We start from the raw sequence: 25,383 nt of genomic DNA on the forward strand, positions 1-25,383 counted from the left end.
CAAGGAGTTTTCCGTTTCGACTGCGCCGGAAGTGGGGCGAATTATAGACATCTAAAATTCGCCGTCAACACTTAATTTCGCTTTTCTTTCAATAAGTTGCAGAATGCCCCCTCCTCTATATAGAAGAGGCCATCAAAGCACTCCACTCTCTTTCATCGCCGCCACCGCACCCGCCCCAAGACCCAGCACGCGCTGCAGAACCTCTAGTGTGTGCTCACCCAGCAAAGGAGGAGCGCGTCGGTATTCGACAGGTGTCTTGGACAACCGAATCGGGCTGGCCACCTGAGGCACTTTTCCCGCCAGCGCATGCGGGAGCTCAACCGCCAACCCGCGAGACTTCACTTGCGGATCCTCGAACACCTGTGACAAATCGTTGATCGGCCCACACGGCACACCCGCCTGCTCCAACTGAGCCACCCACTCGGCGGTGGTCTTGAAGACAGTCGCCTGACGTATCAGCGGAATAAGCACAGTCCGGTTCGCCACCCGCAGCTTATTAGTGGCAAAGCGCGGATCGTCCGCCCACTGCGGCTGCCCGGCCACCTCGGCAAACTTACGGAACTGCCCGTCATTGCCCACGGTAAGAATGAAATCGCCATCGGCCGTAGGAAAATCCTGATACGGCACAATGTTCGGATGCGCATTCCCCAACCGCCTTGGTGCATTGCCCGTCGTCAGATAGTTCATCGCCTGATTGGCCAAACATGCCACCTGCACATCCAGCAGCGCCATATCGATATGTTGCCCACCCCCATCATGATCACGGTGAGCCAGCGCCGCCAGGATCGCCACCGTCGAATACAGCCCCGTCAGGATATCCGTGAGTGCCACCCCCACTTTCACCGGTCCGGCACCTTCTTCACCCTCAGGCCGCCCAGTGAGACTCATCAGCCCACCCAGCCCCTGAATCATGAAGTCGTAACCCGCACGCTTCGCATACGGTCCCGTCTGCCCGAAACCGGTAATCGAGCAATAGATCAGATTCGGATTGATCGCCTTCAGCGACTCATAGTCCAGACCATAAGCCGCCAGCCCGCCGACCTTGAAGTTTTCGATCAGGATGTCCGACCTGGCTGCCAGCTCCCGCACAAGCTTCTGCCCCTCGGGACGGGTAAAGTCGATCGTCACCGACTGCTTGTTGCGGTTGGCCGACAGGTAATAAGCCGCTTCGCTGGTGTTTTCACCATGAGCATCTTTCAGAAAGGGCGGCCCCCAGGCGCGAGTGTCATCACCATTGCCCGGGCGCTCGACCTTGATCACTTCCGCCCCAAGGTCGGCAAGAATCTGCCCGGCCCAAGGGCCGGCCAGCACACGCGACAAATCCAGTACCCGCAGATGCGACAGCGCGCCCATGGTCGCTCTCCTGTTAATAGAACGCCTGCAGACCGGTCTGCGCACGACCGAGGATCAGTGCGTGAACGTCATGAGTCCCCTCATAGGTGTTCACCACTTCCAGATTGACCAGATGACGAGCCACCCCGAACTCGTCGGAGATCCCGTTACCGCCCAGCATGTCACGCGCCATACGGGCAATCTCGAGAGACTTGCCGCAAGAGTTGCGCTTCATGATCGAAGTGATTTCAACTGCCGCGGTGCCTTCATCCTTCATGCGCCCAAGACGCAGGCAGCCTTGCAGCGCCAGAGTGATTTCGGTCTGCATGTCGGCCAGCTTCTTCTGGATCAGTTGAGTAGCCGCCAGCGGGCGACCGAACTGTTGACGATCCAGGGTGTACTGGCGTGCGGTGTGCCAGCAGAACTCGGCTGCACCCAGCGCCCCCCAGGAGATGCCATACCGAGCAGAGTTGAGACAGGTGAACGGACCTTTCAGACCACGCACGTCCGGGAAGATGTTTTCTTCCGGTACGAACACGTTGTCCATGACGATTTCGCCGGTGATCGATGCCCGCAGGCCGACCTTGCCGTGAATCGCCGGAGCGCTCAGGCCTTTCCAGCCTTTCTCCAATACAAAGCCACGAATATCGCCGGCGTCGTCCTTGGCCCAGACCACGAACACATCGGCGATCGGGCTGTTGGTGATCCACATCTTGGCGCCGGTCAGGCTGTAGCCGCCTTCGACCTTGCGTGCACGAGTAATCATCGCGCCCGGGTCGGAACCGTGATTCGGCTCGGTCAGACCGAAGCAGCCGATCCACTCGCCGGAAGCCAGTTTCGGCAGATACTTCTGCTTCTGTGCTTCTGTACCGAATTCGTTGATCGGCACCATCACCAGCGAAGACTGCACACTCATCATCGAGCGGTAGCCAGAGTCGACGCGCTCGACCTCACGGGCAATCAGCCCATAGCTGACGTAATTGAGTCCGCTGCCACCGTACTGCTCGGGAATGGTCGCACCCAACAGACCGACCTCACCCATTTCACGGAAGATCGCCGGATCGGTCTTCTCATGGCGGAAGGCTTCGAGAACGCGTGGTGCGAGGTTGTGCTGGGCGAATTGCTCGGCGGTATCGCGGATCATGCGTTCTTCTTCAGTCAGCTGTTGATCCAGCAGCAATGGATCGATCCAGTTGAAGCTAGCTTTACCGCCCATGAGTGAGTCCTCGCAAATCGGATGAATTAACGTGGGATCGATCCTAGGCCCGCTTCGCCATCCCGACAAACGAAGATTTTGCATCCTGTTGTGCTACTTTCTCACTCCGAAACGTCGCCAGGTGCCTTCCATGCGGCGTATTAGTGAGGTTGACGTACATGCGCCGCAAGATACCGAGCACCACCGCCCTGATCAGTTTCGAAGCCGCCGCCCGCCACGAGAGCTTTACCCGGGCGGCTGAAGAGCTTTCTCTCACCCAGGGCGCCATTTGCCGACAGATCGCCAGCCTCGAAGACTTCCTCGGTGTCGAACTGTTCCGACGCTCCCGACGCGGGGTGAAGCTAACGGAAGCGGGCCTTTCCTACAGTCGACGAGTCGCTACCCAACTCGATGCGGTAGAACGCGACACCCTGTCAGTGATGGGACAACAAGGCACCAATGTCATCGAACTCGCCGTGGTGCCGACCTTCGGCACGCAATGGCTGCTGCCGAGACTGAAGGACTTTCAGCTCAAGCATCCGGAAGTGACGGTCAATTTGACCAACCGCACCCGTCCGTTCCTGTTTGCCGATACCGACTTCGACGCCGCCATTTATTTCGGCGATGCGGATTGGTCGGGCACCGAATCCCACAGACTGATGGGTGAAAACCCGATGCCGGTATGCAGCCCCGCCCTGCTCGGCAACCGGAAGCTTCTGAGACCCGAAGAAGTCGCCAATCTCCCCCTCCTCCAGCAGACCACTCGGCCCTATGCCTGGCGGCAATGGTTCAACTCACAACACCTGAACATCCCCCGCGACATGACAGGTCCGCGCTACGAGCTATTCTCCATGCTGGCCCAGGCGGCCATGCACGATATGGGCATCGCGCTGATCCCACCGTTCCTCATTCAGCGCGAACTGACCGAGAAACGTCTGGTGATTGCCAACCCCAACGCGCTCTCCAGCATCAAGGCGTATTACCTGATGATTCCGGAGCGCAAAGTCGAATCGGCGTCTCTCAAGGCGTTTCGCGACTGGCTGGTGAATCAGGCACACAGCTACAACCCAGAAGACTAAAGGGCTCCAGTAATTACTAACCCCGTAGTCAGAAAAATCAAAGCCCTACAGATATAACTATTTGTCGCAAATCGACAGACTGTATACGAAGGTCGTACAGACGTCCCAAAAGCGCCTGATGACGTGGCTTTGCGCCCTCATTCACGACTCATTGCAGCCTATTCACGTCACCGATGAGAAAATTCTTCAAATTCATCCAGACTCCTTGAAAGGCACGGCCTGCAAGGGATTCAAGTGGCCATCTGCGACATTCGGTCACGGGATGACTTGTAGTTAATTTTCCGTCACCCGTCATAATCCCTTGAAGGGCATAAACTTCGCCTGCAAAATGCCGCGCCCCGCCCTGATTCGGCGGGATCGTGCTGATCGGCCGCCCCAATCGCACCATCCGTAGTGCATGGGTTTACTCAATAAGATCACGCAGGAGATTTGACGTGCACATTGGTGTTCCTCTCGAAACCCAGACCGGTGAAACACGGGTTGCTGCAACGCCGGAAACCATCAAAAAGCTGATCAGCCAAGGTCACAAGGTCACTGTGCAAAGCGGCGCCGGCGTTAAAGCCAGCGTTGTCGACAGTGCCTATGAGGCGGCGGGCGCAACCATTGGCAGCGCCAATGACGCGTTTGGCGCCGAGCTGATTCTCAAAGTGGTCGCACCAAGCGATGCCGAGCTGACGCTGATCAAGCGCGGCACAGTGCTGGTCGGCATGCTCAACCCGTTCAACAACGACACCATCACGAAGATGGCCGAGTGCGGCATCACCGCGTTCGCCCTGGAAGCGGCTCCGCGCACCTCGCGGGCTCAGAGCCTCGATGTGTTGTCCTCCCAGGCGAACATTGCCGGCTATAAGGCCGTGCTGCTGGCCGCCCATTACTATCCGCGTTTCATGCCGATGCTGATGACCGCTGCGGGCACCGTAAAAGCGGCGCGCGTGCTGATTCTGGGGGCGGGCGTGGCCGGGTTGCAGGCGATTGCCACAGCGAAACGTCTGGGCGCCGTCATCGAAGCGTCCGACGTCCGTCCGGCCGTGAAGGAACAGATTGAATCCCTCGGCGCCAAATTCGTCGATGTGCCTTACGAAACCGATGAAGAACGCGAATGCGCGGTCGGTGTCGGCGGTTACGCACGCCCGATGCCGGCGAGCTGGATGCAGCGTCAAGCCCAGGCCGTGCACGAGCGCGCCAAGCAGGCCGATATCGTCATCACCACCGCACTGATCCCGGGCCGCAAGGCACCCGTGCTGTTGAGCGCGGACACCGTGGCGCAGATGAAACCCGGCTCGGTGGTCATCGACCTCGCCGCAGCTCAGGGTGGCAACTGCCCGCTGACCGTGGCCGATCAGGTCGTGGTCGAGAATGGCGTGACCATCGTCGGCCCGACCAATCTGGCCGGTGAGGTCGCTGCAGATGCCTCGGCTCTGTACGCACGCAACCTGCTGGACTTCCTGAAGCTGGTGTTCACCAAAGAAGGCCAGTTCGAAGTGAACCTCGAAGACGACATCGTCGCCGCGTGCCTGATGTGCCGCGACGGCCAGGTCATCCGCAAAAACGCCTAAGCAGGGATTCAGACGATGGAAGAGCTTATCTCCCCCGGTATCTACAACCTGATCATTTTCGTGCTGGCGATTTATGTCGGCTACCACGTGGTCTGGAACGTTACGCCTGCGCTGCACACGCCGCTGATGGCGGTCACCAACGCGATTTCCGCGATCGTGATCGTCGGCGCCATGCTCGCCGCCGCACTGACTGTCACCCCGCTGGGCAAGATCATGGGCACCCTCGCCGTGGCACTGGCCGCGGTCAATGTGTTCGGTGGCTTCCTGGTCACCCGCCGCATGCTTGAGATGTTCAAAAAGAAAGCCCCGAAAGCAAAAGAAGAGGCGCCCAAGTAATGAGCATGAACCTCGTCACGACGCTCTACCTGATCGCGTCGATCTGTTTCATCCAGGCCCTCAAAGGCCTGTCGCACCCGACTACGTCACGCCGCGGCAACCTTTTCGGCATGGTCGGCATGACGTTGGCGATCCTGACCACCATCGGCCTCATCTATAAGCTCGGCGCGCTCTCTTTAGAACAAGGCGGGGCCACCGCCGGTATTGGCTATGTGATCGTAGGCCTGCTGATCGGTGGCACCGCCGGTTCGATCATGGCCAAGCGCGTTGAAATGACCAAGATGCCGGAACTGGTCGCGTTCATGCACAGCATGATCGGTCTGGCAGCGGTGTTCATCGCCATCGCGGCGGTGGTCGAGCCGCAGTCGCTGGGCATCGTCAAGCAACTGGGCGACTCTATCCCGGCGGGCAATCGTCTGGAGCTGTTCCTCGGCGCAGCCATCGGCGCCATCACGTTCTCCGGCTCGGTGATCGCCTTCGGCAAGCTGTCGGGCAAGTACAAGTTCCGCCTGTTTCAGGGTGCACCGGTACAGTTCAGCGGTCAGCACAAGCTGAACGCGGTATTGGGCCTGGCAACACTGATCCTCGGCGTTACCTTCATGCTGACCGGCAACCTCGCCGCGTTCGCACTGATGCTGGCTCTGGCGTTCGTCATGGGCGTGCTGATCATCATCCCGATCGGTGGCGCCGACATGCCGGTGGTGGTATCGATGCTCAACAGCTATTCCGGCTGGGCAGCGGCGGGTATCGGCTTTTCGCTGAACAACTCGATGCTGATCATCGCCGGTTCGCTGGTGGGTTCGAGCGGTGCGATCCTCTCGTACATCATGTGCAAGGCGATGAACCGTTCCTTCTTTAATGTATTGCTCGGCGGCTTCGGCAATACAGCAGACGCCGGTCCTGCCGGCGAGAAGGAAGCCCGTCCGGTGAAATCCGGTTCGGCTGACGACGCGACGTTCCTGCTGACCAATGCCGACACCGTAATCATCGTGCCAGGTTACGGCCTGGCAGTGGCCCGTGCACAGCATGCCCTGAAAGAGCTCACCGAGAAGCTGACCCACCACGGCGTGACCGTGAAATACGCGATCCACCCGGTGGCCGGTCGGATGCCTGGCCACATGAACGTATTGCTGGCCGAAGCCGAAGTGCCGTACGACCAGGTGTTCGAGATGGAAGACATCAACTCCGAGTTCGGTCAGGCCGACGTGGTGCTCGTGCTCGGTGCCAACGACGTGGTCAACCCGGCCGCCAAGAACGATCCGAAATCGCCGATTGCCGGCATGCCGATTCTCGAGGCGTTCAAGGCCAAGACCATCATCGTCAACAAGCGCTCGATGGCCAGCGGCTATGCCGGTCTGGACAACGAACTGTTCTATCTGGACAAGACCATGATGGTGTTCGGTGACGCGAAGAAAGTCATCGAAGACATGGTCAAAGCGGTCGAGTAAACCGCTGATTGTTGTACCCGGACGCCCCGACCTGTCGGGGCGTTTTTGTTTGCAAAAACCGTCGGACAATTTGCCGCGTTGTTGCAGATCCGGTAACGGTGTTTTACTTGAAACCCGCCAAATAGACGCCTCGTTTGCGACCTTGGTAGCGGGACAGGTGTCCGCGAAATTCACTAGACTGCGCATCCTGCTACTCGCTGCCCGAGAAAATAATCCATGTACCGTGACCGTATTCGCCTGCCTTCGTTGTTGGATAAAGTGATGAGCGCCGCCGACGCCGCTGCGCTGATTGAGGACGGCATGACCGTCGGCATGAGCGGCTTCACCCGCGCCGGCGAAGCCAAAGCCGTACCCCATGCACTGGCCGAGCGCGCCAAGGTCACGCCGCTGAAAATCAGCCTGATGACCGGTGCCAGCTTGGGCAATGACCTCGACAAGCAACTGACCGAGGCCGGCGTCCTGTCCCGGCGCATGCCGTTCCAGGTCGACAGCACCCTGCGCAAGGCGATCAACGCCGGCGAAGTGATGTTCATCGACCAGCACCTGTCGGAAACCGTCGAACAACTGCGCAACCAGCAACTGAAGCTGCCGGACATCGCGGTGATCGAAGCCGTGGCCATCACCGAACAGGGTCACATTGTGCCGACCACTTCGGTGGGCAACTCGGCGAGCTTCGCGATTTTCGCCAAACACGTGATCGTCGAGATCAACCTGGCGCACAACGCCAACCTCGAAGGTCTGCATGACATCTATATTCCGACCTATCGTCCGACCCGCACGCCCATCCCACTGGTAAAAGTCGACGACCGTATCGGTAGCACCGCGATTCCGATCCCGCCGGAGAAGATCGTCGCCATCGTTATCACCCAGCAGTCGGATTCGCCGTCTACCGTCTCGTCGCCGGACGTCGACACCAAAGCCATCGCCGATCACCTGATCACCTTCCTCAAGCAGGAAGTCGATGCCGGACGCATGACCAACAGGCTCGGCCCGCTGCAGGCCGGGATCGGCAACATTGCCAACGCGGTGATGTGCGGGCTGATCGATTCGCCATTCGAAGACCTGACCATGTACTCCGAAGTGCTGCAGGATTCGACCTTCGATCTGATCGATGCGGGCAAGCTGAGCTTCGCCTCGGGCAGTTCGATAACCCTCTCGGAGCGGCGCAACAGCGACGTGTTCGGCAATCTGGAGAAGTACAAGGACAAACTGGTGCTGCGCCCGCAGGAGATCTCGAACCACCCGGAAGTGGTTCGTCGCCTGGGCATCATCGGCATCAACACGGCACTTGAGTTCGATATCTACGGTAACGTCAACTCCACCCACGTCTGCGGTACGCGGATGATGAACGGCATTGGCGGTTCGGGTGACTTCGCGCGTAACGCACACCTGGCGGTGTTCGTGACCAAATCGATCGCCAAGGGCGGCGCGATTTCCAGCGTGGTGCCAATGGTCAGCCACGTCGACCACACCGAGCATGACGTCGACATCCTGGTGACCGAGGTGGGTCTGGCCGACCTGCGTGGCCTGGCGCCACGGGAGCGCGCCCGGGTCATCATCGACAACTGTGTGCACCCGGATTACCGTCAGGCGCTGAACGAATATTTCGAAAAAGCCTGCGCCATCGGCGGTCACACTCCGCACATCCTGCGTGATGCCCTGAGCTGGCATATCAATCTGGAAGAAACCGGGCAGATGCTGACGGCGTAATCCGCACCGATTCTCCGCTGGCGCAAACACAGTTTCGTCAGCGGGATTTTGAAAACACCCCGCACCGTCAAAAACTGTACTGCTGTACTGGTCTTTTCTTACGGATTCTGCCTACCAAATCCTACGAACCGGGTAAAAATGCACCAAATAAGCGCAGACAGGTACAGTTTGCGCGATTTTGACCCGTACACCCCCTATAAACAGTTAACTGGTCACGCACAATACGAGTGAACTGTATCTAGAGAGTCTGGCCAAACGAGAGGATCATGGGCACCAGTTAAACCACTACCTGATCCCGCCACAAGCGGAAGGATGTCAACCATGGAACGTACACTCAGTTCCGAACTGTTCTTCGAAGACAAAGCTGCAAAAACCCAGGCTTCCCTGCCTCTGCGCGTTATCGCCAACCTGATGCTGTGGCAGCGCCGCATCTCCAGCCGCCATCAACTGGCTCGTCTGGATTCGCGTCTGCTGGCTGACGCCGGTATCAGCGAAGCACAACGTTACGAAGAGCTCAGCAAGCCGTTCTGGCGCTAAGTAGCGTCGCTGGCTCTGGTCGCGAGACCCACCGCCAGCAACCCGAATTGAACACGCCAAGACCCGTCGCGGGAAACCGCGACGGGTCTTGTCGTTTTGGGCTCGGGAAACATGCGATACAGGTGCCTGTACCGCAGACAGGTACAGTTTTACTTAAGAACAAACTGAACCAGTACAATTCTGCCAGGGTGTATCTGCCTTCCTCACGGCATCCGGCTCAACATGACCTTCCGCCGCCATTGGAGAAGGAAGACGTCATGAATCACTTACAGAATGTTTCAGCAATCACGGTGAAACGCTCTGCTCGTTTCAGTCGTCTTCGGCGGCTGGTCAGAGGTTTCTGCCAAGGTCTTGAACGCGTCAGAACACGGCGCCAGCTGGCCCAACTCGATGCGCGGGATCTCGCCGATCTCGGCCTCAGCCACGCGGATCGACTGAACGAACTGGAGAAACCCTTCTGGCGCTAGCAATCTGCCCACTGTGCGAAGCTCGTGCACAGGCCTAATATCCCGGACAGAACGTGGCGAATGCCGTGCGACTGGCGTCTGACTACCCAGACACCAAGCCACCTCTCAATACGAAATTTCCAGAGGAGTTACACCATGTCCCGTCTTCGCCTGCTCAGTGCTGCAGCCCTGCTGGCCGTGGCAGCCAATGCCAGTGCCTCCAGCTTCATCGTCACCACAGACGCCGTTGTGGGTGCGCTGAAGTCCTCTTCGGACGCCACTTCCGACGTCAGCTCTTCGCTGCGTGACAACAAGGTCGTGATCGCTGCCCGTGACGACGCTGCCAGCTTCGTTGCCAGCGAAGGCCGGATCCGTGGCGTGAAACTGGAAAGTGCCCTGGACCTCATCCGCCATCAGGCACCTCAACTGAACGCGACCGACGCACAACTGGCGCAAGCCATCCTGGCGATCTGATCGGATATGGCGGGACGGGACACGTCAGTCGTGTCCCGATGTTTCGCCGCTGGCTCTGGTCCGGGCATTACGCTAGCCTTGGGACTCACTTACAGCACCCGAGACTCATGCGTTTTCTTTCAAATCTGCTTATCCCTTCTGTCCTGTTTGCTGCCTGCTGGGCGACGTCGGTCGATGCCTTTGACATCTCGACGCAAAACACCGTTGTCAGCGGTTACGCCACCAGCATGGTGTCTTCCGCGCCTTTCGACCGTAAACTAATGCTTGCCGCCCACGACGATGCCGCGGCATTCGTTGCCAGTGACGGCCAGTTACGAGGCGCTCAGCTGGAATCCGCACTGCATTATCTGCGCAAATCCCGGCCAAAACTTCATGTAAGCGACCTTGAACTGGCACAGGCAATTCTCGTCCAATAGTCATTCTTGTCCCACCCGGAGTCGTTCCATGCGTAGCCCGCTGATTGCTGCCGCCCTTGGCCTGCTGTTGTTGGCCGATATGGCCCAGGCGCACACCCTGGTAGCCACCAGTAACATCATCGTTCGCGCCTCCCAGCGCACCATCGATTTCACGTCCGACACCACCACGTCGATCCGCGATTCGAAAATCATCCGCGAAGCCCACGACGACGCCGCCAGTTTCGTCGCCAGCAACGGTGATATCCGTGGCGCGCACCTGGAAGCCGCCCTCAACACCTTGCGCACCCGCGTGCCGGAAGCACGCGATGCCAGCGACCAGGTACTCGCCGAAGCCATCCTCGCATTGTGAAATCTCTCAACGCCTGGCTGCTGGCCGGGGCGCTGTTGCTGATCGGCAACAACGCCCACGCCAGCCTGCAACTGCGGCTCAAGACCGACGGTCTGAGCCCCGCCCAACAACAGGCCAGCCAGGCGCTGCTCGATGAAGCGATGCAGAAACTGCCGCCCAGCTTCATCGAACGCCTGGATCGGCGCATCGATGTCGGCTGGACCGACGACATGCCCGCCAACGCCTACGGGCAGGCGACACTCGTCTCCGAGCTGGATCTGAACCGCAAACTGCTCGCCAGCCTCACCGACGGCAGCGCGGCCCGACAAAAGACCAATCGCCCCCACGGCACCGTGCGTCAGGAATTGCTGGCTACAGTGCTGCACGAAATCACCCACATCTATGATCGCGCACGCCTGTGGCCAGCCGCCGAGCGCACGCTGATCCAGCGCTGCACCCGCCGCAACAACAGCGCCGGACTGGTGGGCCTGCCGGATGAATGCCGGGGTCAGAACGATCGGCGCTTCACGCTCAGCGATGATCCGCGCCTGCTTGACCTTGCCGGCTGGCAGCAATACGTCGGTCGCCGGGGCGAACGCGAGCAGCACAACCGGCAGATCGCCCGCAGTCCGGACCTGTACGAGATCTCCAGTCCGAAGGAATTCGTCGCGGTCAACATGGAGTATTTCCTCCTCGACCCGAGTTACGCCTGTCGACGCCCGGCACTGTACCGCTATTACAAGGAACACTTCGGCTGGGCGCCGTCGGAAAAGGATACCTGCGCCAAATCCTTCGCGTTCCTCAATGCCGGCAACGACTTTGCCAAACAGCCGCTGGGCCAGGTCGATCCGGAGCGGGTCTACGCCATCGACTACCTGCTGGCCGAAGCGAATCAGAACTGGGTCAGTCGCTGGGGTCACAGCATGTTGCGTCTGGTGATCTGCGCACCGGGCCGGCCCCGTGGGCCGGACTGCCGGCTGGATCTGGACCAGCATCTGGTGCTGTCCTACCGCGCATTCGTCGGAGACGTGCAACTGTCGAGCTGGGACGGACTGGTCGGCAAGTACCCGTCGCGTCTGTTCGTTCTGCCATTGGCACAGGTGATCGACGAATACACCAAGACCGAATTGCGCAGCCTCGCCTCGGTGCCGCTGAACCTGTCGCGCAGCGAGATCGAAGACGTGGTCGAGCACGCCGCCGAAATGCACTGGAGCTACGACGGCAACTACTTCTTCCTGTCCAACAACTGCGCGGTGGAAAGCCTGAAGTTGCTGCGCAGCGGCAGCAATAACTCGCAGCTTGTCGGTCTCGACAGCATCATGCCCAATGGCCTGCTTGAGGTGCTCAAAGGTCGGGGGCTGGCCGATACCAGCGTGCTGGACGACCCCAAAGAGGCTTTGCGCCTGGGTTATCGTTTCGACTCGTTCCGTGACCGCTATCAGGCGATGTTCGAAGTGCTGAAGAAACAATTGCCGATCAAGCAGACCAGCGTCGAGGAATGGCTGTCGCTGTCGGCCGAAGAACGACGGCCCTGGTTCGAACGTGCCGATTTGCGCACCAGCGCTGCACTGCTGCTGTTGGAGCAGGCAAGTTTCCGGCGCCAGTTGCTGCTGGCCCAGGATGAGGTCAAGCAACGCTACCTTGGTGCCCGGGAGCTGGAAAACGGCGGCATGGATAAAGCCAACGCGACGTTGCAGCAGATCCTCGCCAACAGCGGCTTCCTCAGTCGCCCGGCGGAACTGCTCGACTCTCGTGGTTATGGCCTGCCGCAACCGAGCGAATTCGGACGACTGGAAGCCGAAAGCAGCCAGCGCCAGAAACAGCTGCTGGCACTGAGCGGTGATCTGGACAAGGAAGTGCGTGCGCTGCTGGAACCGAAGCGAGCGGCAGAGATTGCCGCCAACGAGGCCAACGTGAAGCAGATCGGCGAACATTTGCGCAAACTGCACAAAGCTTCGGGTGGCCTGGAACTGCCCTGAATACAACGGCCCTGAAAAACAAAAGACCGCAGCCTGTGCAAGGCTGCGGTCTTTTTTATTGCCTGTAAATCAGTACAAAACGCCATCCAGAATTTCGTAGACGATCCCGGTACCGACCGCGATCAACACGATATCGCCGCCGGCCCGACGCCACTCATAGCCCGGATACACCGGCAAACGCCCCAGTGCCCGGGGATCCAGCCGCTCGCCGTAATAACCGTGGGGCAACGGCCGGCCGCGTTCAAGATGGATACCCGGAGGCGGCGGTGCACCGCGAACGAAATAGCCGTGGTTATCACGGATCACCTGGCGCACCGGCCCGAAGTCACGCGGTGGCGGGCCGCCACGGTGGCTGCTTTGCCAATCATGGTGATCGCCACCGCGATCGTCGTAGTGGCCCTGCTGCGGGCCGCCGTGGTCGTGATCGTCGCGTGGGTCGGCGCTGGCCAGCAGCGGCGTGGCGCTGATCATCAGCACGCCCAGACTGGCAATCAGACGTTTCGGCATTTTCATGGGTTTTCCTCACTGCACTGACAGCAAAAAGGGATTCAGAACGGGTTCTGAATCCCTCGGTCTTGCTCATTTAGTCTGTGCCGCGAGGCGCTAATTCCTCTGTATCAGGAACTTTACCTTCAGCTGACGCGGGCCTTACGCACGCCTTCGGACAGCGCCGAGCACAGGCTCAGTACCCCGTCGATGGCCTGAGCCGGAGTGCTTGCGCTGGCAATGTGATCGATCAGCGCCGAACCCACCACCACGCCATCGGCCAGACGCGCAATGGACGCGGCCTGCTCCGGCGTACGGATACCGAAACCGATGCTGATCGGCAGATCGGTATGACGGCGCAGGCGCGCCACCGCTTCCTCGACGTGTTCCAGAGTCGCCGCACCGGCACCGGTCACCCCGGCAACCGACACGTAGTAAACGAAACCGGAGCTGCCGTTCAGTACTTTCGGCAGACGTGCGTCATCGGTGGTCGGTGTGGTCAGGCGGATGAAGTCGATGCCGGCAGCCTGGGCCGGGTCGCACAGCTCCGGGTTGTGCTCCGGTGGCATGTCGACCACGATCAGACCATCGACACCAGCCTCCTTGGCTTCGGCGATGAAGCGCTCGACGCCGAACTTGTGGATCGGGTTGAAGTAACCCATCAGCACCAGCGGCGTATCGCTGTCGTCCTTGCGGAACTCGCGAACCATTTGTAGGGTTTTGATCAGGTTCTGCTTTGCGCCCAAGGCACGGATGTTCGCCAGTTGAATCGCCGGACCGTCGGCCATCGGGTCGGTGAATGGCATGCCCAGTTCGATCACATCGGCACCGGCTTTCGGCAGGCCCTTGAGAATTGCCAGAGAGGTGTCGTAGTCCGGATCGCCTGCGGTGACAAAGGTCACGAGTGCGGCGCGGTTCTGTTCCTTGAGTTCAGCAAAGCGGGTTTGCAGGCGGCTCATCAGTGTTTCTCCTGCTTGGAAGTTTCCATGTGGTGCATGACGGTCTGCATGTCTTTGTCACCGCGACCGGACAGATTGACCACCATCAGGTGATCCTTCGGCAGCTTCGGTGCGCGTTTGAATACTTCGGCCAGGGCGTGGGCGCTTTCCAGAGCCGGGATGATGCCTTCGAGGCGGCAGCACTGGTGGAATGCAGCCAGCGCTTCGTCATCGGTTACCGAGGTGTACTGGACCCGGCCGATGTCATGCAACCAGGCGTGTTCAGGGCCGATACCCGGATAGTCGAGGCCGGCGGAAATCGAATGGGCGTCGATGATCTGGCCATCCTCATCCTGCAGCAGGAAGGTACGGTTGCCGTGCAACACACCCGGTACGCCGCCGTTGAGGCTGGCCGCATGCTTGCCCGTTTCGATGCCGTAACCGGCGGCTTCGACGCCGATGATTTCCACGCTCTTGTCATCGAGGAACGGGTGGAACAGGCCCATGGCATTGGAACCGCCGCCGATGCATGCCACCAGGCTGTCCGGCAGGCGACCTTCCTGGGCTTGCAACTGCTCGCGGGTTTCCTTGCCGATCACGGCCTGGAAGTCGCGAACCATCGCCGGGTAAGGGTGCGGGCCAGCCACGGTGCCGATCAGGTAGAAGGTGCTGTCGACGTTGGTCACCCAGTCACGCAGCGCTTCGTTCATCGCGTCTTTCAAAGTGCCGGTGCCGGCGACCACCGGGATCACTTCGGCGCCCAGCAGCTTCATGCGAAAAACGTTGGCCTGCTGGCGCTCGATATCGGTGGTGCCCATGTAGATCACGCATTGCAGACCGAAGCGAGCAGCCACGGTGGCGGTGGCCACGCCGTGCATGCCGGCGCCGGTCTCGGCGATGATGCGTTTCTTGCCCATGCGCCGCGCCAGCAGGATCTGGCCGATGCAGTTGTTGATCTTGTGCGCGCCGGTGTGATTCAGCTCTTCGCGCTTGAGGTAAATCTTCGCGCCGCCACAGAACTCGGTGAGGCGTTCGGCGAAATACAGCGGGCTCGGACGTCCGACGTAATCGCGCTGGAAGTAGGCCAGTTCCTCCTTGAACGCCGGATCTTCCTTGGCCGCTTCGTATTCGCGGGCCAGATCGAGGATCAACGGCATCAGGGTTTCGGCGACATAACGGCCGCCGAACGAGCCGAACAAGCCGTTGGCGTCAGGGCCGTTACGCAGATCGGAGGTGTTCGAAGTCTGGGTCATGGTTCGCTCCAGCGGATTTCACGAGAAGACAATGGCGTTCACTCTACCCCTGACCTTTAAGGCTGAAAACCGATAAGATCGCCACAACCTGTCAGAAAAACTCACAGATACCATGAGCCATGACCTTCCCCCGCTGAACGCCTTGCGTGCGTTCGAAGCCACCGCCCGGCTGAACAGCGTCAGCCAGGCTGCCGAGCAGCTGCACGTCACTCACGGCGCAGTCAGCCGCCAGCTCAAGGTGCTTGAAGAGCATCTGGGCGTCAGCCTGTTCGTCAAGGATGGTCGCGGCTTGAAACTCACAGATGCCGGCATCCGTCTGCGCGACGCCAGCGGCGAGGCGTTCGATCGCTTGCGCAGCGCGTGCGCCGAGCTCACCCAAAGCACCGCCGACGCGCCGTTCGTGCTCGGTTGCTCCGGCAGCCTGCTGGCGCGCTGGTTCATCCCCAGATTGGGCAGGCTGAATGCCGATCTGCCGGACTTGCGCCTGCACCTGTCAGCCGGTGAAGGCGACCTCGACCCGCGTCGCCCGGGACTGGACGCCTTGCTGTTGTTCGCCGAGCCGCCATGGCCAGCCGACATGCAAGTGTACGAGCTGACCAGCGAACGGATCGGCCCGGTCATGAGCCCGCTGTTCAGTGGCTACCCGAACCTGCAATCGGCGCCGCCCGTCGCTCTGCTCGGCGAACCATTGCTGCATACCACCTCTCGCCCGCAAGCCTGGCCGAGCTGGGCACGGCAGAGCGGCCTCGACGCCAAGGCGTTGAAGCTGGGACAAGGTTTCGAGCATTTGTATTACTTGCTGGAAGCGGCCGTGGCCGGTCTGGGTGTGGCGATTGCGCCAGAACCGTTGGTGGCCGAAGACTTGAAGGCCGGACGCCTGGTCGCGCCATGGGGCTTTTGCGAAACCCCGGCGCAACTGGCGTTGTGGCTACCCAAGCGCGCCGCCGACGGGCGCGCCCGGCAATTGGCGCAGTGGCTCAGGAACGAGTTGCGCCAGGCGGATCATTCGCCGCGCTTGAACAGCAAGTAGGCGGCCAGCAGACCCAGCGCACCGACCGCGACACCGGCGGTCGTCCACGGATGCTCCTGCGCGTAATCACGGGTGGCGATTCCGGTCTCGCGGGTTTTGACTTTGACTTCTTCGTAAGCATCGCTGAGCAGGCTGCGCGAATGTTTCAGCGCACTTTCGGCGTTGCCCTTGAGCGCCTTGAGGGTCTTGCGCGACTCGTCCGAAGCGTCGTCTTTGAGGCTTTCCAACGATTTGAGCAGACTCTCGATCTCCGCTTCCATGCTTTGCAACGAGGCTTTGCGTAACGAGGTGTTGGCCATGGTGGCTCTCCTGCATTGGTGATGAGTGGCGTGTGTTGTTTGGGACTTCACGGGTTCTGGAAAGTGCAGAAAATCTGAACTCCGGTTTCTCCCGGCGACCGAAATCAACAGCGCAAATCGCTGCTAGGCTCAAATCCACACGTCAAGGAGATCGCCATGAGTGACCATCACACCTACAAGAAAATCGAGCTGGTCGGTTCGTCCACCAGCAGCATCGAAGACGCCATCAACAATGCACTGGCCGAGGCCAGCAAGAGCATCAAGCATCTGGAATGGTTTGAAGTGGTCGATACGCGTGGCCACATCAAGGACGGCAAGGCTGCCCATTTTCAAGTGACCCTGAAAGTCGGGTTCCGGATTGCCAGCAGCTGAGTTTGGACTACGCTTCTGAACTTGCGCGCTGGCCGAATGCCATAGGAATGGCAAAGCGCTACAGGGTGAGCGCATCGAGTGAACTCGGTGCCCGCCTCTTTTAATCCGACCAGGGAGTGCGACCGATGAAGAAGTTCATGTTGGCAGTAGGTTTGTTGAGCCTTGCCGGTGGTGCGTTTGCTGCCGGCAAGCCTTGTGAAGAGCTGAAAGCCGAGATTGCGGCGAAACTGGATGCCAAGGGCGTTTCCGGTTATTCGCTGGAGATTGTCGATAAAGGGGCACACGACGGGAAAGTCGTAGGCACTTGCGAAGGCAAGACCAAGGAAATCGTCTACAAGCGCGGTTGATCGCCTGTAATGCAAAAGCCGACGCAATGCGTCGGCTTTTTTGTACCCGGATACTTTGCACAACTATCAGGCCTCAGCCCTTCATCACCTGCGCCAGCAATTCGTAGGAATGCAGGCGATCGGCGTGTTCGTACAGATCGCAGGTGAAGATCAGCTCATCAGCCTGGGTCTGTTCGATCAGCACTTCCAGCTTCGCACGGATTTTCTGCGGACTGCCGACCATCGCCAGGCCCAGGAAATCGCCTACGGCTTCACGCTCATGAGGCAGCCACAGGCCATCCATGGTTTTCACCGGAGGACGCTGCACCAGACTTTGTCCGCGCATCAGCGCGAGAATACGCTGGTACACCGAGGTCGCCAGGTAGTCGGCCTGTTCGTCGGTGTCGGCCGCGACCAGCGGCACGCCGAGCATCACGTACGGTTTATCGAGTACTGCGGACGGCTTGAAGTGATTGCGATAGACGCGAATCGCCTCATGCATGAAGCGCGGTGCGAAATGCGAGGCGAAGGCATAAGGCAAACCGCGTTCGCCAGCCAGTTGCGCACTGAACAGGCTGGAGCCGAGCAGCCAGATCGGTACGTTGGTGCCGGTGCCCGGCATCGCGATCACCCGCTGATCCGGTGTACGCGGGCCTAGGAAGCGCACCAGTTCGGCAACATCTTCCGGAAAGTCGTCAGCGCTGCCGGAGCGCTCACGACGCAAGGCCCGGGCGGTCATCTGGTCAGAGCCGGGCGCGCGTCCCAGACCGAGGTCGATGCGCCCCGGATAGAGGCTTTCGAGGGTGCCGAACTGCTCGGCGATCACCAGTGGCGCGTGATTGGGCAGCATCACGCCGCCGGAGCCGACACGGATGGTCGAGGTGCCCCCGGCCAGATAGCCCAGCAGCACCGACGTGGCGGAGCTGGCAATACCATCCATGTTGTGGTGCTCGGCAACCCAGAACCGGGTGTAGCCGAATTTCTCGACATGCTGCGCCAGATCCAGCGAGTTGCGCAGCGACTGGGCCGGGCTGCCGTTCTCGCGCACCGGCACCAGGTCGAGGGTGGAAAACTTTACGTCGGACAGTTGCTTCATGAACCTGCATCTCCGATTGAGGGCGCCGGTGTGTTCCTGACGAACGCAAACCTGCCCAATTCATAAGCGTGTTCTGTGCAATAAGGGCATATACCCGAGTTTCAATAGCCTATCCGAAATTTCCTACTGAAAAAGTCAACGACTCAGCCGGGCTGAACTTTGTCCTGGCGTCTATCCTCAGAAGCCTTGCAAGTAAAAACCCTGACGGCGCGGCCTTTCGCGCCCGATCCTGAGGAGGCACACATGGCTATCGTGAAGAAAGCATCCGCACACTGGGAAGGTGACCTGAAAACCGGCATCGGCTCGATCTCCACCGAAACCGGCGTCCTGCGTGAAGCGCCATACGGCTTCAAGGCCCGCTTCGAGGGCGGCAAGGGCACCAACCCGGAAGAACTGATCGGCGCCGCCCATGCCGGCTGTTTCTCCATGGCGTTCTCGATGATCCTCGGCGATGCCGGGCTGAAGGCCGAAAGTATCGACACCCAGGCTGAGGTCACCTTGGATCAGGTTGACGGCGGTTTCGCGATCACCGCAGTGAAGCTGATTCTCAAGGCGAAGATTCCGGGCGCCACCCAGGCGCAGTTCGAAGAGCTGAGCAACAAGGCCAAGGAAGGTTGCCCGGTGTCGAAGGTCTTGAATGCGAAGATCAGCCTGGATGCGTCACTGGTAAGCTGATCGACTTGAGCAGCATCAGAACCCGCCAGGCAAAAATGTGGTCGAATAAATGACAGCAGCTTTCGCGCATCGTCGTGCGCACTGCTCCCGGGAGCTTCAACCATGAAACGTTTTGCTTTGGCGGTTTTCTGTAGCGTGCTGGCAACCTCGGCCTTCGCTGCGCCCAAGGATTGCGAAGAACTCAAACAGGAGATCGAAATCAAGATTCAGGCGAATGCCGTGCCTTCCTACACGCTGGAGATAGTCTCCAAAGAGGAGGCTGAAAAGCACGACGTCGCCATGATCGTCGGCACTTGCGAGAACGGCACCAAGGCCATCATCTACCAGAAGAATGACAGCTGATTCAGGCTAGATGGCGCAAAAGGTGTCGCGATCCTCGGCGACGATTTCCCGCTTGGCGTTATACAGCCGGGCACTGGGAGTAAACATCAGGGAACGACCCTCCAGCACGTAACGCTGCCCCGCTTCGAAATGGTCGAAGCGGATGGTCAGGTAGCACAGGCGCTCCACAGGATCGTTCAACATGCCAGCGCCTCCACCGGGCGCCTCGAAATCGAAACGCACCAGCAACTCATGGCTGCCGGGCGTCACCTGAAAGAAACGTCCGTCATTCAGGCGCTGATTGTCGAGACGATCGGCCATCAGCAGTTTTCCGCCTGGGGTCGGCGTCGAGAAGTCGACCCAGGCCATGCTGGGGTCGACCGGAGGCATCGGTGTCTGACAACCGGCAAGCACACCGGCAATCAGCAACAGCATCGTCTTGCGCATGATGAATGTCCGTGGATTCGGACATTCAGCATAACGCCGATCAGGTGCGCTGGCAGCCTGCCGGTTTACCTTGGCCAACTACATTTCGCTGCTGGTCGTAGAGCCTGGCCCACGGCCGGAACCCGACATTGCCGGCCTGGAGCTGGTAGCGCTGGCCGGCGTTGAAGTCCGTAAATTTCAGGCTCAACTGGCAATCGCGCCACAGCGGTTCAGCATCGGGGCCGATGTTGGTTGCTTCCACCGGAAACTGGTAGCGCACCTTCAGTTCGTGACTGCCGGGCTGTACCTCGAAATAACGTCTGTCGACGGCGGCCTTCCTGTCGACTTCCAGCGCTTGCAATGCCGTGTCCTGTTGCCGCGAATCCAGATCGATCCAGGCTTGCGTGGGGTCAGGCGAAGGCATTCCGAATCCGGCACAACCGGCCAGCGTCAGCAGGCCTCCCGTCAGTATCAAGATGCGCATGGCGAAGCTCCAATGGGCGGGATAGTCTTGCGATCAGACTTTCCAGGGATGTTCTTATTGTGTTCAGGCCGTTTCCAAGCCTTGGGTTACTTGATCGCGTTTTGCGGGTTTTGTTTCCGGGTGTGCTGTTTTTGTTGCTCAACGGTTGCTCCAGCATCAGTTATTACAGCCAGCTGGCCAACGGTCAGCTGCAATTGCTTCGGGCACGGGAGCCGGTAGCCAAGGTGATTGCCGACCCGAGCCGGGACGCAACGTTGCGCGCACACCTGGTTCAGGCACAAAAGGCCCGGGACTTCGCCAGCCAGCATCTGCATCTGCCGGATAACCAGAGCTATCGCCTGTACGCCGACATTCACCGACCGTACGTGGTGTGGAACGTGTTCGCCACGCCGGAGTTTTCCCTGAGCCCGCAGAACCACTGTTTCCCGATTGCCGGGTGCGTGGCCTATCGCGGTTACTACAGCCAGAGTGCGGCACGGGGCGAAGCCGCGATTCAGCGCCTGCAAGGCATGGATGTGTCGATCGGCGGTGTCGAGGCCTATTCGACCCTGGGCTGGTTCAACGACCCGATCCTCAACTCGATGATGGGCTGGGGCGATGAACGCCTGGCGACGCTGATCTTCCATGAACTGGGTCATCAGCGCTTCTACGTGAAGGACGACACCGGGTTCAACGAGTCCTACGCCACCTTTGTCGAGCAGGAAGGCACCCGGCAATGGCGGGCGTTTCGTGGCCTGCCGCCCGAAAATGACGCTCAACTCAAACGCCGCGATCAGTTCATTCAGCTGATCCTCGATACCCGGGCCCGGCTGGAAAAGCTGTACACGCAACAGATGCCCGTCGAACAGATGCGCGAACGCAAGGCCGCCGAGTTCGAACGGTTTCGCCGGGACTATCGGGAGATGCGCGATCACCAGTGGGCCGGGGACAAACGTTATGACGCCTGGGTCAATGCACCGCTGAACAATGCGCGACTGTTGCCGTTCGGGCTTTATGACCAGTGGGTGCCGGCGTTTGCTGCCCTGTTCAGGCAAGTCGGTGGGGATTGGCAGAAGTTTTATGCACAGGTGGAAAAACTGGGCGGCTTGCCGGCTGACAAGCGAAAGGCAGCGCTGCGTGAGCTGACCACCCTTCGCTCCGATTGACGCTCAGCGCTGCAGAAATGCCTGATGCAGCTCGGCCAGAGTCTCAAAGTGATAGGCCGGCGCCTCGGCGCTCAGCTCTTCATGGCTGCCGAAGCCGTACCCCACCGCCGCAGCATCCAGCCCGTTGCTGCGAGCACCGATCAGGTCGTGCTTTCGGTCACCGATCATCAGCGTGGTGGCCGGATCCAGCCCCTCCTCGGCCATCAGGTGTGCAATCAGCTCGACCTTGTTGGTGCGGGTGCCGTCCAGTTCACTGCCGTAGATCACTTTGAAGTGTTTGGCGAAATCGAAGTGCCGGGCGATTTCCCGGGCAAACACCCACGGCTTCGAAGTCGCGATATACAACTGCCGGCCCTGGCCATTCAGGGCTTCCAGCAACGGCATGACGCCTTCGAACACGCGATTTTCGTACAACCCCGTGACCTTGAAGCGCTCGCGATAGAAATTCACCGCCTCCCAGGCCCTGGCTTCATCGAAACCATAAAACTGCATGAACGCCTGCAACAGCGGCGGGCCAATGAAATGTTCCAGTCTGGTGAGATCAGGCTCATCGATGCCGAGTTTGCTCAAGGCGAACTGGATGGAGCGGGTAATGCCCTCACGCGGGTCGGTGAGGGTGCCATCGAGGTCGAACAATAGGGTCTGGTGATGCATGAAAAATCCCGGGCAATGGAGAGGAAAATCAGAGCTGGTCGTAGCCTTCGGCCAGATGCAGATCCTTGAGCTTCACGTAATTCGCCGCGCTGTAGGTGAAAAAGGCGTTTTCCTTGTCGGTCAGCGGACGGACCTGTTTCACCGGGCTGCCCACATACAGGAAACCGCTTTCCAGGCGCTTGCCCGGTGGTACCAGGCTGCCGGCGCCGATGATCACATCGTCCTCGACCACCGCACCGTCCATGACAATGCTGCCCATCCCGATCAGTACGCGGCTGCCGACGCTGCAGCCATGCAGCATGACCTTGTGGGCGATGGTCACGTCATCGCCGATCAAAAGGGGAAAGCCGTCCGGGTTGAACGGGCCGGCATGGGTGATGTGCAACACACAGCCATCCTGCACGCTGGTGCGCGCGCCGATACGGATGCGGTGCATGTCGCCGCGGATCACGGTCAGCGGCCATACGGAGCTGTCTTCGCCGATTTCGACGTCGCCGATCACCACCGCGGAGCCGTCGACAAAAGCGCCTTTGCTCAAACGTGGGGTGTGATACTGGTACTTGCGAAGGGACACGATTGGTTCTCTCTCTGTCGCCGATAGCTGCGGTGGGTGTCGATTGTAATTAAGATGGGCGCATGTTTCTTCCAGCCAAGGTGCCAACCGTGAGCGTGAACAACCCTCTTCTGCAGTCCTACGACCTGCCGCCGTTCTCCGCGATCCGTGCCGAACATGTGCAGCCGGCCATCGAAACCATTCTGGCCGACAACCGCGCCGCCATTGCCGAGATCCTCAAGACCCAGGGCCGGAACCCGACCTGGGCCGGGCTGGTGCTGGCGATGGACGAACTCAATGATCGCCTGGGCGCTGCCTGGAGCCCGGTCAGCCACCTCAATGCGGTGTGCAACAGCGCCGAACTGCGTGAAGCCTACGAGTCCTGCCTGCCGGCGCTGAGCGCCTATTCCACCGAGATGGGCCAGAACCGCGAACTGTTCCAGGCCTATGAAGCCCTGGCCAACAGCCCGGAAGCCGCCGGGTTCGACGTGGCGCAGAAAACCATTCTGCAACATGCCCTGCGTGACTTCCGCCTGTCGGGTATCGACCTGCCGGAAGCCGAGCAGAAGCGCTATGCAGAAGTACAGAGCAAGCTGTCCGAACTTGGCAGCCGCTTCTCCAACCAGTTGCTCGACGCCACTCAAGCCTGGACCAAGCACCTGACCGACGAAGCCGCCCTCGCCGGCCTGACCGATTCGGCCAAGGCGCAAATGGCTGCCGCCGCACAGGCCAAGGGCCTCGATGGCTGGCTGATCACCCTGGAATTCCCGAGCTACTACGCGGTGATGACCTATGCCCAGGATCGTGCGCTGCGTGAGGAAGTCTACGCCGCCTACTGCACCCGCGCGTCGGATCAAGGACCGAATGCCGGCCAGTTCGATAACGGCCCGGTCATGAGTGAAATCCTCGACCTGCGCCAGGAACTGGCCAGGCTGCTGGGGTTTTCGAGTTTTGCCGAGCTGAGCCTGGCGACCAAAATGGCCGAATCCAGCGATCAGGTACTGAGTTTCCTGCGCGACCTGGCCAAACGCAGCAAACCGTTCGCCGCCCAGGATCTGCAACAGCTGAAGGCTTACGCCGCCGAACAGGGCTGTGCCGATCTGCAAAGCTGGGACAGCGGTTTCTACGGTGAAAAGCTCCGTGAACAACGCTACAGCGTCGCCCAGGAAACCCTGCGCGCCTACTTCCCGATCGACAAGGTACTGGGCGGCCTGTTCGCGATCGTCCAGCGCCTGTACGGCATCGAAATCGCCGAACTGAAAGGCTTCGATACCTGGCATCCGGACGTGCGCCTGTTCGAGATAAAGGAAAACGGCCAGCACGTCGGCCGCTTCTTCTTCGACCTCTACGCCCGCGCCAACAAGCGCGGCGGTGCCTGGATGGACGGCGCCCGCGATCGTCGCCGCACGATCGACGGCGTACTGCAAAGCCCGGTGGCCAACCTGGTGTGCAACTTCACTCCGGCCGACAGCGGCAAGCCTGCGCTGCTGACCCATGATGAAGTGACCACCCTGTTCCACGAATTCGGCCATGGCCTGCACCACCTGCTGACCCGCGTCGAGCATGCCGGCGTGTCCGGCATCAATGGCGTGGCGTGGGATGCGGTCGAGCTGCCGAGCCAGTTCATGGAAAACTGGTGCTGGGAGCCGGAAGGCCTGGCGCTGATTTCCGGGCATTACGAAACCGGAGAACCGCTGCCGCAGGACTTGCTGGAGAAAATGCTCGCGGCGAAAAACTTCCAGTCCGGCCTGATGATGGTGCGCCAGCTGGAGTTCTCGCTGTTCGACTTCGAACTGCACGCCACCCACGGTGACGGCCGCAGCGTTGCGCAGGTACTGGAAAGCGTACGGAACGAAGTCTCGGTGATGCGTCCGCCGGCCTACAACCGATTCCCCAACAGTTTCGCGCATATCTTCGCCGGCGGTTACGCGGCGGGCTACTACAGCTACAAGTGGGCAGAAGTGCTGTCGGCGGATGCCTTCTCCAGGTTCGAAGAAGACGGCGTGCTCAATGCCGACACCGGCCGCGCCTTCCGTGAAGCGATCCTGGCCCGCGGCGGCTCTCAGGAGCCGATGGTGCTGTTCGTCGACTTCCGTGGCCGTGAACCTTCGATTGACGCACTCTTGCGCCACAGCGGCCTGAGTGAGGACGCGGCAGCATGAGTGAGGCACCTGTGAAGACCAAAAAACGCTTTATCGCCGGGGCGGTCTGCCCGGCGTGCAGCGAGCCGGACAAGCTGATGATGTGGAGCGAAGACGACGTCCCGCACCGCGAATGCGTGGCGTGCGGCTACAGCGATACGCTCAATGCCCAAGGGCTGTCGGTTCCGAAGGAACTGGGTACGCGAGTCAACACCAGCGCACTCAAGCCTGCACCGGACAAGACGGTTCAGGCAGTGCAGTTTTTCCCGAACCCGAAGCTGAAGAAAAAGCCCGACGAGCCGCACTGATCCCGATGCCACCTTCCACCGGATCCCGGTGGAAGGTGGT

30 protein-coding genes are annotated in these 25,383 nt (G+C 60.1%); 19 read left to right on the plus strand and 11 right to left on the minus strand.

Features of this window, described 5'->3' with window-relative positions:
* Positions 1–132 precede the first annotated feature (132 nt).
* Together BBF94_RS19530 and BBF94_RS19535 are read right to left on the minus strand one after the other, a co-directional pair.
* Complete coding sequence (locus tag BBF94_RS19530) at positions 133–1,353, minus strand: CaiB/BaiF CoA transferase family protein (RefSeq protein ID WP_065260615.1); 1,221 nt, start codon at positions 1,351–1,353, stop codon at positions 133–135.
* A gap of 13 nt (positions 1,354–1,366) precedes the next feature.
* Complete coding sequence (locus BBF94_RS19535) at positions 1,367–2,548, minus strand: acyl-CoA dehydrogenase (RefSeq protein WP_065260616.1); 1,182 nt, start codon at positions 2,546–2,548, stop codon at positions 1,367–1,369.
* Positions 2,549–2,706: 158 nt separating this feature from the next.
* On the opposite strand from BBF94_RS19535, the gene BBF94_RS19540 reads away from it, so the two are divergent.
* The 11 genes from BBF94_RS19540 to BBF94_RS19590 all read left to right on the plus strand — a co-directional run bounded on the left by BBF94_RS19540 (position 2,707) and on the right by BBF94_RS19590 (position 12,836).
* Positions 2,707–3,606, plus strand: coding sequence for a LysR family transcriptional regulator (locus BBF94_RS19540; protein ID WP_065260617.1), 900 nt, complete (start codon positions 2,707–2,709; stop codon positions 3,604–3,606).
* Between the two features lie 434 nt (positions 3,607–4,040).
* A complete protein-coding gene (locus BBF94_RS19545) occupies positions 4,041–5,162 on the plus strand; it encodes a Re/Si-specific NAD(P)(+) transhydrogenase subunit alpha (protein ID WP_065260618.1) in 1,122 nt (373 codons plus the stop codon).
* A gap of 15 nt (positions 5,163–5,177) precedes the next feature.
* Entirely contained in the window at positions 5,178–5,498 is a 321-nt protein-coding gene (locus BBF94_RS19550) for an NAD(P) transhydrogenase subunit alpha (protein WP_065260619.1), read from the plus strand.
* Positions 5,498–6,946 (plus strand): NAD(P)(+) transhydrogenase (Re/Si-specific) subunit beta, encoded by a 1,449-nt coding sequence (locus tag BBF94_RS19555; RefSeq protein ID WP_065260620.1) that lies wholly within the window; start codon positions 5,498–5,500, stop codon positions 6,944–6,946. The genes BBF94_RS19550 and BBF94_RS19555 overlap by 1 nt, the downstream gene beginning before the upstream one ends.
* 216 nt (positions 6,947–7,162) lie before the next feature.
* The gene (locus tag BBF94_RS19560) at positions 7,163–8,656 is read left to right on the plus strand and encodes an acetyl-CoA hydrolase/transferase family protein (protein ID WP_065260621.1); all 1,494 of its coding nucleotides are present in this window, start codon (positions 7,163–7,165) and stop codon (positions 8,654–8,656) included.
* A gap of 321 nt (positions 8,657–8,977) precedes the next feature.
* Positions 8,978–9,193: a DUF1127 domain-containing protein gene (locus BBF94_RS19565; protein ID WP_003220409.1), complete on the plus strand. Its 216-nt coding sequence runs from the start codon at positions 8,978–8,980 to the stop codon at positions 9,191–9,193.
* A 257-nt stretch (positions 9,194–9,450) separates the two neighbouring features.
* Complete coding sequence (locus BBF94_RS27310; protein ID WP_082302444.1) at positions 9,451–9,660, plus strand: DUF1127 domain-containing protein; 210 nt, start codon at positions 9,451–9,453, stop codon at positions 9,658–9,660.
* Positions 9,661–9,795: 135 nt separating this feature from the next.
* On the plus strand, positions 9,796–10,113 hold the full coding sequence (locus BBF94_RS19575) for a DUF2388 domain-containing protein (protein WP_065260623.1): 318 nt from the start codon (positions 9,796–9,798) through the stop codon (positions 10,111–10,113).
* 107 nt (positions 10,114–10,220) lie between these two features.
* Positions 10,221–10,529: a DUF2388 domain-containing protein gene (locus BBF94_RS19580; protein ID WP_065260624.1), complete on the plus strand. Its 309-nt coding sequence runs from the start codon at positions 10,221–10,223 to the stop codon at positions 10,527–10,529.
* A gap of 28 nt (positions 10,530–10,557) precedes the next feature.
* Positions 10,558–10,878: a DUF2388 domain-containing protein gene (locus BBF94_RS19585; RefSeq protein ID WP_065260625.1), complete on the plus strand. Its 321-nt coding sequence runs from the start codon at positions 10,558–10,560 to the stop codon at positions 10,876–10,878.
* Positions 10,875–12,836 (plus strand): DUF7844 domain-containing protein, encoded by a 1,962-nt coding sequence (locus BBF94_RS19590; protein WP_065260626.1) that lies wholly within the window; start codon positions 10,875–10,877, stop codon positions 12,834–12,836. Before BBF94_RS19585 ends, BBF94_RS19590 begins: the two co-directional genes overlap by 4 nt.
* 69 nt (positions 12,837–12,905) lie before the next feature.
* Here BBF94_RS19590 and BBF94_RS19595 read toward each other — a convergent pair whose 3' ends face one another.
* The 3 genes from BBF94_RS19595 to trpB all read right to left on the minus strand — a co-directional run bounded on the left by BBF94_RS19595 (position 12,906) and on the right by trpB (position 15,513).
* The gene (locus BBF94_RS19595) at positions 12,906–13,349 is read right to left on the minus strand and encodes an anti-virulence regulator CigR family protein (RefSeq protein ID WP_065260627.1); all 444 of its coding nucleotides are present in this window, start codon (positions 13,347–13,349) and stop codon (positions 12,906–12,908) included.
* A 119-nt stretch (positions 13,350–13,468) separates the two neighbouring features.
* Positions 13,469–14,281 carry a tryptophan synthase subunit alpha gene (trpA, locus tag BBF94_RS19600; RefSeq protein ID WP_065260628.1) on the minus strand — a complete coding sequence of 271 codons (813 nt, stop codon included), beginning with the start codon at positions 14,279–14,281 and terminating at the stop codon, positions 13,469–13,471.
* Positions 14,281–15,513, minus strand: coding sequence for a tryptophan synthase subunit beta (gene trpB, locus BBF94_RS19605; RefSeq protein ID WP_065260629.1), 1,233 nt, complete (start codon positions 15,511–15,513; stop codon positions 14,281–14,283). Before trpB ends, trpA begins: the two co-directional genes overlap by 1 nt.
* Positions 15,514–15,625: 112 nt before the next feature.
* Between trpB and BBF94_RS19610 the strand changes: the two genes are divergently transcribed.
* On the plus strand, positions 15,626–16,543 hold the full coding sequence (locus tag BBF94_RS19610) for a LysR family transcriptional regulator (RefSeq protein ID WP_065260630.1): 918 nt from the start codon (positions 15,626–15,628) through the stop codon (positions 16,541–16,543).
* Here the strand turns inward: BBF94_RS19610 and BBF94_RS19615 are convergent.
* Positions 16,516–16,842, minus strand: coding sequence for a DUF883 family protein (locus BBF94_RS19615; RefSeq protein ID WP_007953918.1), 327 nt, complete (start codon positions 16,840–16,842; stop codon positions 16,516–16,518). The two genes, BBF94_RS19610 and BBF94_RS19615, sit on opposite strands and share 28 nt — an antisense overlap.
* 156 nt (positions 16,843–16,998) lie before the next feature.
* Between BBF94_RS19615 and BBF94_RS19620 the strand changes: the two genes are divergently transcribed.
* Positions 16,999–17,214 carry a dodecin gene (locus BBF94_RS19620; protein ID WP_065260631.1) on the plus strand — a complete coding sequence of 72 codons (216 nt, stop codon included), beginning with the start codon at positions 16,999–17,001 and terminating at the stop codon, positions 17,212–17,214.
* Between the two features lie 125 nt (positions 17,215–17,339).
* Positions 17,340–17,561, plus strand: coding sequence for a DUF1161 domain-containing protein (locus BBF94_RS19625; protein ID WP_065260632.1), 222 nt, complete (start codon positions 17,340–17,342; stop codon positions 17,559–17,561).
* A gap of 73 nt (positions 17,562–17,634) precedes the next feature.
* Here the strand turns inward: BBF94_RS19625 and BBF94_RS19630 are convergent, their stop codons facing one another.
* Positions 17,635–18,636: an LLM class flavin-dependent oxidoreductase gene (locus BBF94_RS19630; protein WP_065260633.1), complete on the minus strand. Its 1,002-nt coding sequence runs from the start codon at positions 18,634–18,636 to the stop codon at positions 17,635–17,637.
* Between the two features lie 243 nt (positions 18,637–18,879).
* On the opposite strand from BBF94_RS19630, the gene BBF94_RS19635 reads away from it, so the two are divergent.
* Both BBF94_RS19635 and BBF94_RS19640 read left to right on the plus strand, forming a co-directional pair.
* Positions 18,880–19,311, plus strand: a complete 432-nt coding sequence (locus tag BBF94_RS19635; RefSeq protein WP_065260634.1) for an OsmC family protein — start codon at positions 18,880–18,882, stop codon at positions 19,309–19,311.
* A 102-nt stretch (positions 19,312–19,413) separates the two neighbouring features.
* A complete protein-coding gene (locus BBF94_RS19640) occupies positions 19,414–19,653 on the plus strand; it encodes a DUF1161 domain-containing protein (protein WP_065260635.1) in 240 nt (79 codons plus the stop codon).
* Positions 19,654–19,659: 6 nt separating this feature from the next.
* Here BBF94_RS19640 and BBF94_RS19645 read toward each other — a convergent pair whose 3' ends face one another.
* Positions 19,660–20,079: a PA0061/PA0062 family lipoprotein gene (locus BBF94_RS19645; RefSeq protein WP_065260636.1), complete on the minus strand. Its 420-nt coding sequence runs from the start codon at positions 20,077–20,079 to the stop codon at positions 19,660–19,662.
* A gap of 40 nt (positions 20,080–20,119) precedes the next feature.
* Positions 20,120–20,542, minus strand: a complete 423-nt coding sequence (locus BBF94_RS19650) for a PA0061/PA0062 family lipoprotein (protein WP_065260637.1) — start codon at positions 20,540–20,542, stop codon at positions 20,120–20,122.
* A gap of 59 nt (positions 20,543–20,601) precedes the next feature.
* Here BBF94_RS19650 and BBF94_RS19655 point away from each other — a divergent pair, with 59 nt between their 5' ends.
* Positions 20,602–21,687, plus strand: a complete 1,086-nt coding sequence (locus BBF94_RS19655) for an aminopeptidase (RefSeq protein ID WP_065260638.1) — start codon at positions 20,602–20,604, stop codon at positions 21,685–21,687.
* A gap of 3 nt (positions 21,688–21,690) precedes the next feature.
* Here BBF94_RS19655 and BBF94_RS19660 read toward each other — a convergent pair whose 3' ends face one another.
* Together BBF94_RS19660 and BBF94_RS19665 are read right to left on the minus strand one after the other, a co-directional pair.
* Positions 21,691–22,341, minus strand: a complete 651-nt coding sequence (locus tag BBF94_RS19660; protein WP_065260639.1) for an HAD family hydrolase — start codon at positions 22,339–22,341, stop codon at positions 21,691–21,693.
* Between the two features lie 28 nt (positions 22,342–22,369).
* Positions 22,370–22,915, minus strand: a complete 546-nt coding sequence (locus BBF94_RS19665; RefSeq protein WP_065260640.1) for a gamma carbonic anhydrase family protein — start codon at positions 22,913–22,915, stop codon at positions 22,370–22,372.
* Positions 22,916–22,977: 62 nt separating this feature from the next.
* On the opposite strand from BBF94_RS19665, the gene prlC reads away from it, so the two are divergent.
* Both prlC and BBF94_RS19675 read left to right on the plus strand, forming a co-directional pair.
* The gene (gene prlC, locus BBF94_RS19670) at positions 22,978–25,056 is read left to right on the plus strand and encodes an oligopeptidase A (RefSeq protein WP_176704479.1); all 2,079 of its coding nucleotides are present in this window, start codon (positions 22,978–22,980) and stop codon (positions 25,054–25,056) included.
* Positions 25,053–25,343 carry a YheV family putative zinc ribbon protein gene (locus BBF94_RS19675; protein WP_065260641.1) on the plus strand — a complete coding sequence of 97 codons (291 nt, stop codon included), beginning with the start codon at positions 25,053–25,055 and terminating at the stop codon, positions 25,341–25,343. Before prlC ends, BBF94_RS19675 begins: the two co-directional genes overlap by 4 nt.
* The last annotated feature ends 40 nt before the right edge of the window (positions 25,344–25,383 follow it).

The sequence above is a fragment of the Pseudomonas bananamidigenes genome (genome assembly GCF_001679645.1).
GTDB classification, from domain to species: Bacteria; Pseudomonadota; Gammaproteobacteria; order Pseudomonadales; family Pseudomonadaceae; genus Aquipseudomonas; species Aquipseudomonas bananamidigenes.